General features: G+C 61.4%; 14 protein-coding genes and 2 tRNA genes. 13 read left to right on the top strand and 3 right to left on the bottom strand.

What is annotated here, in order from left to right; translation table 11 throughout:
• Positions 1-3 precede the first annotated feature (3 nt).
• The 8 genes from AAAX75_RS00335 to AAAX75_RS00300 all read left to right on the top strand — a co-directional run bounded on the left by AAAX75_RS00335 (position 4) and on the right by AAAX75_RS00300 (position 6,042).
• Entirely contained in the window at positions 4-1,221 is a 1,218-nt protein-coding gene (locus tag AAAX75_RS00335) for a glycosyltransferase family 4 protein (RefSeq protein WP_349090753.1), read from the top strand.
• Positions 1,214-2,263, top strand: coding sequence for a selenide, water dikinase SelD (gene selD, locus AAAX75_RS00330; RefSeq protein ID WP_349090752.1), 1,050 nt, complete (start codon positions 1,214-1,216; stop codon positions 2,261-2,263). Before AAAX75_RS00335 ends, selD begins: the two co-directional genes overlap by 8 nt.
• A 61-nt stretch (positions 2,264-2,324) precedes the next feature.
• On the top strand, positions 2,325-2,951 hold the full coding sequence (yedF, locus tag AAAX75_RS00325; RefSeq protein WP_349090751.1) for a sulfurtransferase-like selenium metabolism protein YedF: 627 nt from the start codon (positions 2,325-2,327) through the stop codon (positions 2,949-2,951).
• Positions 2,952-2,970: 19 nt separating this feature from the next.
• Positions 2,971-3,222, top strand: a complete 252-nt coding sequence (locus tag AAAX75_RS00320) for a DUF3343 domain-containing protein (protein WP_117773607.1) — start codon at positions 2,971-2,973, stop codon at positions 3,220-3,222.
• Entirely contained in the window at positions 3,219-4,358 is a 1,140-nt protein-coding gene (locus AAAX75_RS00315) for an aminotransferase class V-fold PLP-dependent enzyme (protein WP_349090750.1), read from the top strand. The genes AAAX75_RS00320 and AAAX75_RS00315 overlap by 4 nt, the downstream gene beginning before the upstream one ends.
• 77 nt (positions 4,359-4,435) lie before the next feature.
• Positions 4,436-5,794: a branched-chain amino acid transport system II carrier protein gene (gene brnQ, locus AAAX75_RS00310; protein ID WP_349090749.1), complete on the top strand. Its 1,359-nt coding sequence runs from the start codon at positions 4,436-4,438 to the stop codon at positions 5,792-5,794.
• 91 nt (positions 5,795-5,885) lie between these two features.
• A tRNA-Pro gene (locus AAAX75_RS00305) sits at positions 5,886-5,962 on the top strand.
• 6 nt (positions 5,963-5,968) lie between these two features.
• Positions 5,969-6,042, top strand: a tRNA-Gly gene (locus AAAX75_RS00300).
• Positions 6,043-6,252: 210 nt separating this feature from the next.
• On the opposite strand, the gene AAAX75_RS00295 is transcribed toward AAAX75_RS00300, so the two are convergent.
• From AAAX75_RS00295 to AAAX75_RS00285, 3 genes are all read right to left on the bottom strand, one after another.
• The gene (locus AAAX75_RS00295) at positions 6,253-7,248 is read right to left on the bottom strand and encodes a hypothetical protein (protein WP_349090748.1); all 996 of its coding nucleotides are present in this window, start codon (positions 7,246-7,248) and stop codon (positions 6,253-6,255) included.
• Positions 7,249-7,546: 298 nt separating this feature from the next.
• Complete coding sequence (locus AAAX75_RS00290; RefSeq protein ID WP_349090747.1) at positions 7,547-8,023, bottom strand: hypothetical protein; 477 nt, start codon at positions 8,021-8,023, stop codon at positions 7,547-7,549.
• Positions 8,016-8,339, bottom strand: a complete 324-nt coding sequence (locus tag AAAX75_RS00285; RefSeq protein WP_349090746.1) for a type II toxin-antitoxin system RelB/DinJ family antitoxin — start codon at positions 8,337-8,339, stop codon at positions 8,016-8,018. The genes AAAX75_RS00290 and AAAX75_RS00285 overlap by 8 nt, the downstream gene beginning before the upstream one ends.
• Positions 8,340-8,766: 427 nt before the next feature.
• Between AAAX75_RS00285 and AAAX75_RS00280 the strand changes: the two genes are divergently transcribed.
• The 5 genes from AAAX75_RS00280 to AAAX75_RS00260 all read left to right on the top strand — a co-directional run bounded on the left by AAAX75_RS00280 (position 8,767) and on the right by AAAX75_RS00260 (position 15,232).
• Positions 8,767-9,285 (top strand): 4Fe-4S dicluster domain-containing protein, encoded by a 519-nt coding sequence (locus AAAX75_RS00280; RefSeq protein ID WP_022095206.1) that lies wholly within the window; start codon positions 8,767-8,769, stop codon positions 9,283-9,285.
• Positions 9,286-9,361: 76 nt separating this feature from the next.
• A complete protein-coding gene (gene fdhF, locus AAAX75_RS00275; protein ID WP_349090745.1) occupies positions 9,362-11,584 on the top strand; it encodes a formate dehydrogenase subunit alpha in 2,223 nt (740 codons plus the stop codon).
• A gap of 78 nt (positions 11,585-11,662) precedes the next feature.
• Positions 11,663-12,280 (top strand): 4Fe-4S dicluster domain-containing protein, encoded by a 618-nt coding sequence (locus tag AAAX75_RS00270; protein WP_349090744.1) that lies wholly within the window; start codon positions 11,663-11,665, stop codon positions 12,278-12,280.
• A complete protein-coding gene (gene hyfB, locus AAAX75_RS00265; RefSeq protein WP_349090743.1) occupies positions 12,273-14,291 on the top strand; it encodes a hydrogenase 4 subunit B in 2,019 nt (672 codons plus the stop codon). The genes AAAX75_RS00270 and hyfB overlap by 8 nt, the downstream gene beginning before the upstream one ends.
• A gap of 17 nt (positions 14,292-14,308) precedes the next feature.
• Entirely contained in the window at positions 14,309-15,232 is a 924-nt protein-coding gene (locus AAAX75_RS00260; RefSeq protein WP_349090742.1) for an NADH-quinone oxidoreductase subunit H, read from the top strand.
• Positions 15,233-15,244 lie beyond the last annotated feature (12 nt).

Below are 15,244 nucleotides of genomic sequence, written 5' to 3'. Positions count from 1 at the left end.
GACATGCGCATCCTCAATATCACGGCACAAAAACCAGATAGCACCGGCAGCGGCACCTACCTTGCCGCGCTTGTGCGCGAGCAGATCGAGACGGGGCATCGCGCCGCCGTGCTTTGCGGTGCGGCGCCGGGTGATACCCAAGGCGAGCTGGACCGGCGTGCTGCCGTGTTTGCCGTACCGTTCGAGTCGCCCGAGCTGCCGTTTCCCATCTGCGGTATGTCCGATGTCATGCCCTATCCCTCTACACGCTATCGTGACCTGACGCCTTCGATGCTCAAGGCATTTGAGCGGGCATTTGCTAATGCAATCGATCGGGCGGTGACTGAGTTTCGGCCCGATCTGGTGCTCTGCCATCACCTGTATCTGGTGACCGCATTGGCGCGCGAGTGCGTCCGGGGCGTGCCGGTTGTTGCCGTGTGCCATTCGACCGATCTGCGACAGCTGCGTTCGCATGCGCTCGAGCGCGATCGCATCGTACGTGCGGTTCGTCGGCTCGATGCCGTCTTTGCGCTCCATGCTGAGCAGGCTGAGCAGATTGGCCTGGTGTGCGGCGTCGATGCCGATCGCATCCACGTGATTGGGACGGGTTACGACCATCGCGTCTTCTGCCGCGACGCAAGCGTGGCGAGGCAGCCGGGATCGCTTGTGTACGTGGGCAAGATTTGCTTTAAAAAGGGCATCGAGTCGCTGGTTCGAGCCGTGTCATTGCCGATTGACGATGACGTCCGCTCATCTGGCTTGGTACTCGTGGGCGGCCGCGGGGACGATGCCGAGTACGCGCGTATCGAGCGCTTGGCCGCGGCCTCGGATGTGCCGGTGACGCTGGCGGGGCGCCTGGATAGCGATGGACTCGTGCATGCCTACCGCAGTTCCGACGTCTTTGTGCTGCCTTCGTTTTACGAGGGTCTGCCGCTCGTGACGATTGAGGCCCTCGCGTGCGGCTGCAAAGTTGTGGCGACCGATTTGCCCGGCGTTCGTCCCTGGATGGAGGCGATGCTTCCCGGTGCTCCCGTGACGTGGGTGGCGTCGCCGCGTATGACGGATGTCGACACGCCCGTGGCGGCCGACCTTCCGTTGTTTGAGCGCGCACTGGCAGATGCTATCGCGCAGGCGCTTGCGGCGCCGCCTTCGACGTTCGAGCCGTCGGCAGTCTCTTGGGAAGCGTGCCTGGGGCGTATACTTAGAGTCGTTGATTTGTTGGAAGGGGGTTCGTATGGCTAAGGACACCATAAGGCTTACGTCCATGACGGCCGCGAGCGGTTGAGCCGCTAAGTTGGCCCCCGGAGCCCTCGCCCAGGTCCTGGGCGATTTACCCAATGTGCATAACGACAACTTGCTCGTGGGGTTCGATACCTCCGACGATGCGAGCGTCTTCCGCGTAGGGGAGAACCTGGGACTCGTGCAGTCCATCGACTTCTTCCCACCGATGGTCGATGACCCGTTCCTGTTTGGCCAGATTGCCGCGGCAAATTCGCTGTCGGACATCTACGCCATGGGCGGGCGGCCGAGCCATGCCATGAACCTGCTCTGCATACCCAGTTGCCTGGGCGTCGAGGTTGCCGGTCAGATTCTGGCGGGCGGCGCCGACAAGTGCGTCGAGGCGGGTTGCTCCATCGCGGGCGGCCACACCATCAACGACGACGAGCCCAAGTACGGCCTGTCCGTGAGCGGCTTTGTCGCGCTCGACCGTATGCTCGCCAACAGCGGCGCACGCGTGGGCGATGTCTTGCTGCTGACCAAGGCGATCGGCTCGGGCATCATCACCACGGCCATTAAGGGCGAGCTCATCGAGCAGGACGAGGCCGCAGCCATGTTTGACTCGATGCGCACCCTCAACGAGGCCCCGATTCGTCTGGCCGAGGGACTCGAGCTTCACGGCTGTACCGACATTACGGGCTTTGGCCTGATCGGGCACGCATGCGAGATGGCCGAGGGCTCGGGCGTGCAGATTGAGCTTTCGTCGGGGTCGGTGCCGCTCTTTGACCAGGTGCTCGACATGGCGCGTCTGGGCATTATCCCCGCGGGCTCCTACCGCAACCAGGACTTCTTTGGCCCGCGCGTGGCTGCCGACGAGGACCTGGAGCCGGGCATGCTGGATGCGCTGTACGATCCGCAGACCTCGGGCGGCCTACTCATCGCGGCGCCTGCTGCCGATGTGGATGAGCTTGCGCGCCGCCTGGATGCCGAGGGGCGCATCGCCGCCGTTGTCGGGCGCGTGTACGAGGCAGTGCCGGGCGGTCCTGCCGTCCGCGTTGTTCGCTAGCCCGCACGTTTGTGTAATTGTTTACCGTTCTCTAGAACGGTTCTTTCGAAAGGAATTTACTATGTCTACCAAGATTGATGTCAATGCCATGGGCGATGCCTGCCCGCTGCCCGTCGTCAAGACGCTCAAGGCCCTCAAGCAGCTCGATGGCGAGGGCGTTGTCGTGACCTCGGTCGACAACGAGACCGCCGTCAAGAACATCTCCAAGATGGCACAGGAAAAGGGCTGCACGGCCTCGGTCGAGAAGGTTTCTGACGCCGAGTGGCACGTGACCTTGGCGACCTCTGGCGCCGTTGCCGTTGCGGACCCCGAGCAGGATAGCGCTGCCTTCTGTGATGCCAGCGCCGGCAAGGGCAAGCTCGTCATTTCCGTCTACACCGATTGCATGGGCCGTGGCGACGACGAGCTGGGCCACAAGCTCATGAAGGCCTTTATCTTTGCCGTGACGCAGCAGGAGGAGCTGCCCGCGACCATGCTGTTCTACAACGGTGGCGCCAAGCTCACCGTCGAGGGCTCTCCGGTGCTCGACGACCTGAAGGGCCTGGCCGAGCAGGGCGTCGAGATCCTTACCTGTGGCACCTGCCTCGACCACTATGGCATTAAGGACCAGCTTGCCGTGGGCGAGGTCACGAACATGTACGTGATCGTGGAGAAGATGGAGCAGGCCGTGCGCGTCGTGCGCCCGTAGCGTATTGGTTGGAGTTGCCATGAGGGAGAAGCGCCCGGCGCTTGTCATCACGTTTCCCACCACGGCGGCCGCCATGGGTTGCGAGTCCCTGTGCGTCGAGCGCGGCCTTCCCGGGCGAACGATTCCCGTGCCCGGGGAGGTCGCTGCCGGCTGCGGTCTGGCGTGGAAGGCGTTGCCTGCCGATGAGGAACTGCTGCGCAGCGAGCTTACCGCGGCGGGCGTTCCTACCGAGGGCTATACCGTGATTGATATGTGGGAGGTCGTGCGATGATCTATCTGGATAACGCGGCGACGACCATGCACAAGCCGCAGACGGTCATTGATGCCGTGACGCAGGCGATGTGCTCGCTCGGCAATGCCGGGCGCGGCGCCACGTCGGGTGCCCTCGATGCCGCTCGTACGATTCACGCTTGCCGTGCCAAGCTCGCGCGCCTTTTGGGTTGCCCGAGGGCGAACCATGTGTGCTTTACGCCCAACTCAACCGCGGCGCTCAACACCGTCATCAATGGCGTGGTTCGCCCCGGCGACCGTGTGGTCACAACAGTGCTCGAGCACAACTCCGTGCTGCGTCCGCTCAACCGCTTGGCGGTAGAGCGGGGTGTGACCGTTGAGCATGCGGGCTGCGACGCGAACGGCGCGCTCGACTACGACGAGCTCGAACGGCTGGTCACGCCCGGTACGCGTGCCGTGGTGGTGACGCACGCCTCCAATGTGACCGGCAACGCGGTCGACATTGCACGCGTAGCCGCCATGGCCCATGCGGCCGGTGCACTCGTGATCGTCGATGCCTCGCAGTCTGCCGGCACGGCGCATATCGATATGCAGGCCATGGGGCTCGACGTCGTGTGCTTTACCGGCCACAAGGGGCTCATGGGACCCCAAGGCACCGGCGGTCTGGCCGTGGCAGAGGGCATTGACGTGTCTCCGTGGGCCATGGGCGGCACGGGCGTGCACAGCTTCGACCCGCTGCAGCCGCTTGAGTGGCCCACGCGCCTTGAGGCCGGTACGCTCAACGGCCATGGCATCGCGGGCCTTTCCGCTGGTCTCGACTTTATCGAGGCCCAGGGTGGGGTCGAGGCGATTGCTTCCCACGAGCGTGCGCTCGCTGATCGCTTCCTTACCGGTGTGCGCGAGATTCCGGGGATTAAGCTCTACGGTGCGTTTGACCAACCCGCGCGCTCGGCGATCGTGTCGCTCAACGTGGGCGATATCGACTCTGCCGAGATCTCGGACGCGCTCATGCAAGGGTGGGGGATTGCGACGCGCCCCGGCGCCCATTGCGCCCCGCTCATGCACCGTGCGCTGGGGACCGAGCGCCAGGGCGTCGTCCGTTTCTCGTTTGGGTATTTCAACACGACCGAAGAAGTCGACACGGCTATCGATGCTCTGTGCGATTTAGCCTGCTAAAGCTGCTAGACCGTTTATACTTGCGGGATGGGTGTTTTTGCCCGTCCCGTTTTTGTTTCGACCCGAAAGGTGTGCATATGGCCTCATCCGCTCCGCGCGGTTTGCGCTCCGACCATGTTGTTACCGTCGGCATTGCGCTGTTCTCGATGCTCTTTGGCGCCGGCAACCTCATTATTCCGCCGCTGCTGGCGCTGCAGGCTGGTTCTGCCACGCCGGTCGCCATGCTCGGCTTTCTGATTGCCGCCATCGGCCTGCCCGTCATGGGTTTTATCGCCGTGGCACTTGCCGGAACGGCGCGCGAGCTTGCCGGCCGCGTGCATCCTAAGTTTGGCGAATTCTTCGTTGCGGCGGTCTATCTGGCCATCGGTCCGTGCCTGGCCATTCCGCGCACAAGCTCTACGGCGTTCGAAATGCTGGTGCCGCTGCTACCCGAGGGCGTTTCGCTCGGCACGGCACGTCTGGTGTTTGCCATCGGGTTCTTCGTCGTCGCGTTTGTGCTCACGCTGCGCCCGGGTGTCATCACGCGCGTGCTCGGCCGCATTACGGGCCCTGCGCTCATTGCGCTTATCGTGCTCGTTGTCGGCGCCGCCGTGATCTCGCCGCTAGGACCGGCTGCTATCCCGCAAGCTCCCTATGATGCCGGTGCTGCCGTGCAGGGCTTTTTGACCGGCTACCAGACCATGGACCTGCTCGCGTCGCTCGCCTTTGGCATTATCATCGCCGAGACCATCCACGAGCTGGGCGTTACCGATGACAAGCGCGTGGCCTTCGAGATTTCGCGCTCCGGTGTGATCGCCGGCGTGCTCATGGCCATTATCTATTGCGGCTTGGCACTTGCCGGTATGCAGCTCGGCACCGTGATGCCCGACGCCACCAACGGCGCTGCAATCCTTGCCCGCTCTGCCTCCATGCACTTTGGCCTTGCCGGCACGATCGTGGTCTTCGCCATCTTCTTCCTCGCCTGCATGAACGTGTGCATCGGCCTCATCAGCTGCTGCTCGCGCTACTTCTGCGAGACGTATGTGGTTGAAGGGGGAGCGGAGGCTTCCGAGGAGGCCATGCGCCGCCCCTTCGCGATCCTCGCCTTTGTATTCGCGGCGTTTTCGTGCGTGCTCTCCAACGTGGGCCTCGATGTGATCCTTATGTTCTCGGTACCCATGCTCAACGCTTTGTATCCCGTCGCCATTGTGCTGGTGCTTATGGGCCTGGTGCACGGCTTTTGCGACGCTCATCCACAGGTGTGGGTGTGGGTCGGCGGCGTGGTTGCTGTGCAGAGTGTGATCACCTCGGTCCGCGATGCGTTCTTTGCGGGCGCGTGGCTGCCGTTCGATGCACTGCCGCTTGCGGACATTGGAGCCGCGTGGGCGCCGGTTGCCGTGGTTGCCTTTGTGATCGGTCTGCTCCATAGTCGTTTTGTCGCACATTCGAGGAGCTAAGGCATCAATGCTTGCACAGGCGGGGAGTCTCCCCTATAATTTCCTTCGCTTTGGGACACGCAAGGTTTAGACCTTAGCTGCTCAACACCTTCGGGACGTGGCGCAGTTTGGTAGCGCGCCTGCTTTGGGAGCAGGATGTCGCAGGTTCAAATCCTGTCGTCCCGACCATATCTTGCGGGCGTAGTTCAATGGTAGAACCCCAGCCTTCCAAGCTGATGACGCGGGTCCGATTCCCGTCGCCCGCTCCATTAGATAAACGAACGGCTCTGGCTCCTTTTGGGACCAGAGCCGTTTTCATATACATGCCGGGGACCCCACATCCCCTCCTAAGTTGCGGTGAAATAGTTCCCGATTAGCCGCAAAAGCTGTTATCCAGGAACTATTTCACCGCAACTTATTGAGGCCGAGCGGGCTGGGTCGATGATGGGTTCTGTTGTCGAGAAGATGAGGGCAGCCGGTCAGGAGTCTGTGTAGGGTTTTGTGGTTGGTATACCGTAGCCGCGCATCATGGAGCCGAACGCTTTGACATCGAGGGTGTCTGAGAGCTTGAAATGAATGACGTTGTGGCCCATGGCACGCAGGTTCGCGTCGCGCACGAGGGCAGCTCGATAGGTTTTTGCCGCAGTATGTTCCGGATCATTTTGGGCATCGTCCTCAAACTTGCCTAGTCCATGCAGCTCAGCCAGCATCCAAGAGCCGTTTGGCATCTGCCAGCCGTAATCTGCCAAATAATAGCCGGCGTTTCCCGGTCGAGTGATTTCAACCTGAAGTTCGGGAGCGGCAACTCCCGCCAGAATCATTGCCGCCCGTGCCTCGGATTCTCCACCGTTATCCGATCTGCCATCCATGTGTTCAAAAACGTCAAATGCGCGCGCGATGCCGTGCAGTCCGCGGCAGTTCGTTTGTGCATATGCACGCAATTCTTCACGCTCGACACCGTACTCACGAGCCAACCCGTCGACATAGCCTAGTGCATATCGAAAAGCGTTAGTTCGGGCGATGTCGACCACCGTGCGATATGGATTCGTTAACGTAAAAGGACCGAGCTGCCATACGTCGCCCGGCCGCCAGCGTCGGTATTCAACGAATTCGTACATATCGCGTCTGGTGGAACGCGGCAACAGCACTTGCACCTTGTCGAGAAGCGAATATGCAGAACCGATGCCATAGAGCAGTGCCGCCGTTGCTCCACAAAACACGGCATTCGGTTCAACGACCGCAATAGCGGATGCCAATTGAAAGATGCGATCTTCGACGCCGAGGTCATTCCAATACGCGGGATCAGCGTAGACATGGTTGTAGAGTCGAATAATCATCTCTTTTTGCATGAGCGCGTAGGCACAGCGTTCATCCCATTTTTTGGTAGCTACAAACAGGTGCCCGCCATGATGGGCCTCGAATAACCGGAAGAACAGCTCTAATTGCGGTTTGGTACAGCGTTTATCATGACTCATTTTCGACCCCATGGTCTCGAGGGGGAGTGAATGACACTACGCTATCCCATATTTGGCCCGCCTGACCTTGCCATGAACTGACCAAAAGCTTGACGGGGCAGGTCAGAGTCATGAGTCGTAGCCAAACATATCGGCAAACGGTTGATTAGTGCCCCTCGGCGGCACTAAAAACCACCCTTACAGAAAGTTGCGGTGGAATAGTTCCTGAAAGGCTCGAATAAGCCTAAATCCAGGAACTATTTCACCGCAACTTAAGAGGGGATGGGGCTGAGTGGCGGGCGATGCCGTTGCCTGTCGGTTAGTGGCGGGATTGGTGGCGGAGCTTGTCGATGGTGGAGTCGGTGCTGTGACTGCGGGCTTCGGCGGCGCGGTCGCGAGCGTCGGCCGCGGTTTGGCGCTTGCGGCGGTAATCGATCATGCCTTGGATGATGGGCTTGCCAAAGCTCACGACATCATCGTTGTAGATGGCGGTTCGGGCTGCGAGGAGGCAGTCGGTAAAGTCCATATGGGTCTTGCCAAAGAGTTTGACGGCAAGGGCGACAACGGTGGGCTCGTCGACCATGACGTCATCGAGCAGCCTTTTCATGGCCGCAGTAATCTCAACGCGGGGAACCTTATAGACGTCGCGCAGCGTGACCACGACGCGCGTGATGATTTCGGGGTAGACGCGAGCGGTGCGCGTGGCGATGACCTTGGCGGCGCGCGGTGACAGAACCTCGTCGTCGTCAAGCAGGTAGCGCAGGATGACGGTCTCGTCGATGATGGTGCTACTCATGGATATCTACTTCCTCGGGACCCAAAATCGAATCGTCGCTTTCTGTGGCAAGGTACTCAATCCAGGCATTGCGCTCTTCGGAGCGGCGATTGGGGTCCCCATATGCTTTGAGCGATCCATAGGCGGCCGTGCCGTCCTTGGAACGCACGGCGACCGGCTGAAAGGGGAGCTTGCGCATCAAAATGCTCTGTGCGACAAATAGACGGACAGCCTCGGCGAGCGATGTGCCCATGGCGTCGTAGAGATGCTCGGCATGCTGCTTGTCTTCCTCGCGAATGCCCACCTGCAGGATGGCTCTTTTTTGAGTCGATGACATCACTGGCCCCCTTAATGAGCGTGCAATATAGTCGGTCAAATGCGGCATGTGCCGATACTTGAGCATCTTATAACGATTACTTTATTTCACTCAAGTTGATAACCATAAACACGAATACAAGCGTAGTACATCCAAAACGAGAGCGCGTAAAAATCTCAGAGGTGTACGCATGTAATACACTCACCTTTATAGTTTCTAGAGAATAATTCCAACCTGCAAAAACCCCTGCAATACACCCGTATTGCAGGGCCTATGCTCAAGTTTGCCCCCTGCAACTGCGTATATTAAACCTGTATATCGTTGGAGGAATTCTATCGAAGTGCCTGTTTCGCCGCATGCACTCGATACGCCGATGCCGGACCACGGGCGGTCCGGGGCAACGTTGGCAGGGTCTCTCCGGCATGGGATTCAGGAGGGAGTGAACAACATGGGCAATAAACGAGTCGTGGCTGATTCTTCACGCTGCATTGGGTGCCAAACCTGTATGGCGGCGTGCATCGAAGCACACGATATTCCCGGCAACATCGCCGCACCTCGCTTGCGCGTAACGCGCACCTACGAGATTTCCGCGCCGGTGGCATGTCACCACTGCGAGGATGCCCCGTGCGCCAAGGCCTGCCCCACGGGCGCCTTGTTCTTTGATCCAAAGAACCATCGCATCGGCGTCAACGAGGACAACTGCATCGGCTGCAAGAGCTGCGTCATGGCCTGCCCCTTTGGCGCCGTGAGCGTGGCGACCACGCAGGTCCCCGTCTTGATGGGCGACGTGCGCGTAGGTTCGCAGACTAAGAGCTTCGTGCTCAAGTGCGACCTGTGCGTGGACCGTCCCGGCGGTCCGGCGTGTGCCGAGGCTTGTCCGACCAAGGGCCTCACCCTGGTGGACGAGGAGCGCCTGGCGGAGCTGACTGCCGAGCGTGCCCGCGCCACCATCGAAAACGAGGCGTAGGCGGGCGGCCATACAAGCCCAACGATTATCAAATAAGTACCGATTAATCGGTAGCAGAGAAAGGAAGGAGGGTGTCATGGAGAAGCATAAAGTGATCTGCCCGTATTGCGGCGCCGGTTGCCAGTTTAACCTCTTGGTCCAAAACGGCCAGGTCGTGGGTACCGAACCGCTCAACGGCATCACCAATCAGGGCGAGCTGTGCCTTAAGGGCATGAGCGGCTACGACTTCATCAACGACACCAAGATCTTGACTCCTCGCGTACTGCACCCGATGATCCGCCGCACTAAGGGCGCGGATCTTGAGCGCGTAAGCTGGGACGAGGCACTGGATTTCACCGCATCTAAGATGCAGGCCATAATTGACGAATATGGTCCTAACGCTGTCATGACCACCGGCTCTTCGCGAGGCGGCGGCAATGAGGCGAACTACGTCATGCAGAAGTTTACGCGTGCGTGCATCGGCACCCACAGCGTGGACAACTGCGCCCGTACTTGACACGGCCCTACTGTCCTCGGTCTGATGGACACGGTTGGTTCAGGTTGCATGTCATGCTCCATCCCCGGTATGGAGGATGCGGGCTGCATTTTCCTCTTCGGCTATAACCCTGCCGATTCGCACCCCATCGTCGCAAGGCGTATCGTGCGAGCCAAAGAAAAGGGTTGCAAGATCATCGTCGCCGACCCGCGCCATATCGAAACCGCGCGTATCGCCGATCTCTACCTTCCGATCAAGAACGGTTGCAACGTTGCGTTCCTCAACGCCTTTGCCAACTGCTTGGTCAACGATGGCCTCTACGACAAGGAATTCGTCGCCGAGCATACGAACGGCTTTGACGAGTGGTGGGAGACCATCAAGAACTACACTCCCGAATCCGTACAGGACATCACGGGTGTCGAGCCCGCGTTGATCCACCAAGCTGCCGAGATGTACGCCACGGCGAAGCCCTCTGCCATCATTGGCTGGGGCATGGGCGTATGCCAGCAGAAGCAGAACCTGAAGACGGTGCACACCATCGCCTCCATCGCCTGCGTTGCCGGCCAGATCGGCAAACCCAACTCCGGCCTCGCGCCCGTGCGCGGTCAGAACAACGTCCAGGGCTCCTGCGATATGGGCATGCTGCCCAACCTGTATCCTGGCTACCAGAAGGTCACCGACCCGGCAGTGCGTGCCAAGTTTGCCAAGGCTTGGGGCGTGCCCGAGGAAAAGCTCCCGCTCGAGGAGGGCTACAAGCTCACCGACCTGGGTCACCTGGTCGACGAGGGCAAGGTGCACTGCTTCTACAACTACGGCGAGGACCCGGTGCAGACCGAGCCCGATTCGGCCGGTATGCGCAAGACGCTCTCCGAGCTGGATCTGTTCATTTGCCAGGACATCTTTATGACGCAGACGACCATGCTCGCCGACGTCATCCTGCCCGCTACCTCTTGGGGCGAGCACGAGGGTGTCTTTACCGCATCCGACCGTAGCTTCCAGCACTTTGACGCGGCCGTTCCGCCCAAGGGCGAGTGCCGCCACGACTGGGAGATCTTCGCGGACCTGTCTACGCGTATGGGTTACCCCATGCACTACGACAACACCGAGCAGATCTGGAACGAGTGCATTAGCCTGTGCCCCAACTTTGTGGGCGCGACCTACGAGAAGATGGCTCCCGAGGGCGGCTACGCCCAGTGGCCCGTTAAGAGCACCGATGTGAACGACCACGGTACGCCCGACATGTTCGCTGGTGGCAAGTTCACCACCAAGGACGGCCGCGCCAACCTGATGGCGCACGACTGGGAGGCACCCTCCGAGCTTCCCGACGATGAGTACCCGCTCATTCTGTGCACCGTCCGCGAGGTCGGTCACTACAGCTGCCGCTCGATGACCGGCAACTGCAAGACGCTGGCGCTGCTCGCCGACGAGCCCGGCTTTGTCCGCATGAATCCCGCGGACGCCGAGGCGCGCGGCATCAAGAACGGCGACATCGTCTCGATTCACAGCCGTCGCGGCCAGGTATACAGCCGCGCCGACGTGAGCGATCGCATCAATAAGGGCACGGTCTATATGACCTACCAGTGGTGGATCGGCAAGTGCAACGAGCTGACCATTCACAAGGTCGACCCGGTCTCGCATACGCCCGAGGACAAGTTCTCCGCCTGCCAGGTCGACGCTATCGCCGACCAGGTCTGGGCCGAGGGCGAGGTCGAGCGTCAGTACACCGAGCTCAAGCAGGCTCTGGTGGACGCCGCCGCTCCCCAGGACGTTGAGCCTGGCGCCGCCAAGTTCGACGACGAGACGCACGTGAACCAAATCGTGTAGTCCCGTTCTCGTTGGCTTTTTGGGCCGGGCGTCCCGTACGTTCGGGAGCCCGGCCCGTTATTTTGAAAGGAAGTGGGGATGAACCGCTTCATCGACATCAACCCGGAGAGGTGCATCGGCTGCGGAACATGCCAGTCCGCTTGTGCCGACGCCCACCGGATGCAGGGTCTTCAGGATACGCCGCGCCTGGCGCTCGTGAAGACCGGCGCTATTTCGGCCGCCCTTGCCTGCCACCATTGCGAGGGTGCCCCCTGCGCCGAGGTTTGCCCGGTGAATGCCATCGAGCACGATGGCGATCGCATCCACGTCAAGGAGCAGGAGTGCATCGGGTGCAGGCTGTGCGCCATCGCGTGCCCCTTCGGAGCCATCCATCCCGATGGCACGTCTATCGCCGGTGTCGCAGGCATGTGCGACCCGACGCCTTCGTATCCTAAGTCCCTGAGCAGCCTGCTTACGTGGGCTCCTGGCCAGTACACCTGTGCTGTCAAGTGCGACCTGTGCGCCTTTGATCCGGACGGCCCGCATTGTGTGGCGGCGTGCCCCACCAAGGCGCTGACCGTCATGGGCGGTGCGGCCGATCGCGAGCTCGACGAGGCCAAGCGCCTGCGCTCGATCGAAAACGGTCCAGTCGTCGACGTTACCGCTGTGGCCCAGGGCCTGTCCGAGAAAGCAGAAGGGAGCGTAAACAATGGATAGCATGACGCTGTTTATCGCATCGCTTGCCGTCTCGTGCATCGGTGCGCTCGCCTCGGTTCTGCTGATCAAGGCCGATAACGCCGCCAAGACCGCCGGCTGCCTGATCGGCGCCGTCGCGGCCGTGCTGTCGTTCATCGCGGGCCTCGAGGCCGTGCTTGGCGACGTTTCGTCCCTCAACACGGTCTTCTTTTTCCCGTTCGCCCGTCTCGAGCTCTTGCTCAACGGCCTTGCGGGCCTGATCGTGGTCCTCATCTCAATCCTCGCCTTTGCGGGCTTCATCTACGGTCTGTCCTACTTCGATGAGTACCCGGGCAAGGTCGGGCGCGCCGGTTTCTTCATGAACACCTTCGTCGCCTCGATGATGCTCGTCATCACCGCCGACAACGTGTTCTGGTTCCTGGTCGCCTTTGAGCTCATGTCCCTTACGAGCTACTTCCTTGTCGTTATCGAGGAGAACAAGAACTCCATTAGGGGCGGTTGGCTCTACTTCGTCATCGCGCACGTGGGCTTTGTCCTTATCATGGCGAGCTTCCTGCTCATGACCAACGGCGTGGGCGGTTCCTTCAGCTTCAGTGATTTCCGTACGCATGACTTTGGACCCGCCGTCTCCTCCGCGTGCTTCGTCCTCGCGTTCTTCGGATTCGGCGCAAAGGCCGGTATCATCCCGCTGCACTCCTGGCTGCCCCAGGCGCACCCCGAGGCGCCGTCCAACGTGTCCGCCCTCATGTCCGGCGGCATGATCAAGATCGGCATCCTGGGAATCCTCAAGGTCGGTCTCGACCTGCTCGCGGGTTCGGGCGTCCAGCTCTGGTGGGGCCTCATGGTCCTGGTCTTCGGATCCATCTCGTCGGTCCTGGGCGTCGTCTACGCCCTCCACGAGCACGACATTAAGCGCCTGCTGGCCTACCACTCCGTCGAGAACATCGGCATCATCTTGCTCGGTGTCGGCGCGTCCATGACGGCGCACGCCCTGGGCAACGACGTCATCGCGACGATCGCGCTCATGGCCGCCCTCTACCACACGCTCAACCACGCCATGTTCAAGGGCGAGCTGTTCCTCGGCGCGGGCTCCCTGCTCTATGCCACGGGTACGCGCAACATGGAGAAGATGGGCGGCCTGTTCCGCCGTATGCCGGTCACGGCCGTCTGCTTCCTCATCGGTGCCCTTGCCATCTCGGCTATCCCGCCGCTCAACGGCTTCGTTTCCGAGTGGTTCACCTACCAGTCCCTGTTCAACATCTCGACGCTCTCCGACCCGGTCGTCATGGTGTTCGCCGTCGCCTCCGCGGCCGCCCTCGCCATCACCGGTGCCCTGGCCGTCACGTGCTTCGTGAAGGCCTACGGCGTCTCGTTCGCGAGCAGCCCTCGTTCCCAGGAGGCCGCGAACGCCAAGGAGTCCCCGGCTCCGATGTTGTTCTCGCAGATGCTCCTCGCGGCCATCTGCGTGGTGCTGGGAATCGGCTCTCCCGTCATCGCCCCGGTTCTGGGCGACGTCGCCCAGAGCGTGCTTGCCGGCTCTGCCATCACAGCCACCTCGGGCGTGTCTCTGGTGAACGAGATTTCCGGTGCCGCCACCTCCACCCCCGCGATCGCCATCGCGCTCGTGGTCCTCACCGGCCTCGCGTTCGTGTTGAGGTCCTGCCTCGGCACCAAGGCCCCCGCTAAGAAGACCGACCCTTGGGCGTGCGGCTACGAGCCCAACGAGCACATGCCCGTCGTCGCCACGAGCTTCGCGTCAGACGTAGAGCTCTTCATGGGCCCGCTCTACACCCTGCGCGAGGTATGCACCAAGATCTGCTGGTCCATCGCGCACGTGTTCCAGAAGCTCACCGGTGTCGCCCAGGACGTTGAGCCCCTGCCCGACCGCTTCCTGGTCGATGCACCGAGCGAGGGTGCCGATAAGCTGGCCGGCCTCGCCTCCAAGATCGAGGGCGGCAACTACTCCGTATACATCTGCTACATCGTCGCGGCGCTCGTGGTCTTCCTCGTGCTCGCCGTGGTCATGGTCTAGAGAGGGGAGAGGATATTATGAACATCGTTCTTGCGAAAGCGCAGGGCCTCGTGGTCATGCTGGTCGCGCCCTTCTTCTCCGGCCTCGCCCGTGTGATTCGCGCGAAGATGCACAATCGCCGCGGTCCGTCCATCCTTCAGGATTACCGGGACCTCGCGAAGCTCATGGCGCGTCCCGAGTCCGTGAGTTCCGACTCGAGCTTCGTGCTGCGCATCATGCCGCCGCTGTTCCTCGCGGTGTCGTTCATGCTCGCCATGGGCCTGCCCATGTTCACGCTCGAGAGCCCCATGCCCGTCTTTGGTGACGCCATCACCATCATGTACGCGCTCGCGCTGTCCCGCTTCTTCTTCGCGCTGTCCGGCGTGGATTCCTCCAACGCCTACGCGGGCTTCGGCGGTATCCGCGAACTCCTCATGAGCGTGCTCATCGAGCCGTCCATGCTCATCGCGCTGTTTACCGTCGCCATCGTGTGCGGCTCCACGGACATTGCGACCATGGGTCAGCACATCGTTACGGGCAACGTCTCGAGCGTCGTCGCCGTCATCCTCGCCGGCGTCGCCTTCGCGGCCGCCTGCTATATGGAGCTCGGCAAGCTTCCGTTCGATCAGGCCGAAGCCGAGCAGGAGCTCCAGGAGGGCCCGCTCGCCGAGCTCTCCGGCCCGTCCCTGGCCATGATGAAGCTCGCCATGGGCATGAAGCAGGTCGTGGTCGTCGCTTGGTTCACCTCCATCTTCATCCCCTGGGGAGAGCCCGCGACCATCGGTGTCACCGCTCTCGTGGGCGCCGTCGTCTTCCTTGTCAAGTGCCTGGTCGATTTCGTTGTCTGCGGCGTGCTCGAGAACTCCGTTTCCCGTTCGCGCTTCAAGGTGCTCGGTAACCAGACCTGGGCCGTCGTCGGCATCGCGGTCCTCGCGTTCGTCTTCGTCGTCGTAGGCGTGTAGGGAGAAGGGAGA

The sequence above is a fragment of the Collinsella sp. CLA-ER-H7 genome (assembly GCF_040092345.1).
Taxonomy (GTDB): domain Bacteria; phylum Actinomycetota; class Coriobacteriia; order Coriobacteriales; family Coriobacteriaceae; genus Collinsella.
Note: the sequence above shows the minus strand (reverse complement) of the source record. Positions and strands in the feature narration are given on the sequence as shown.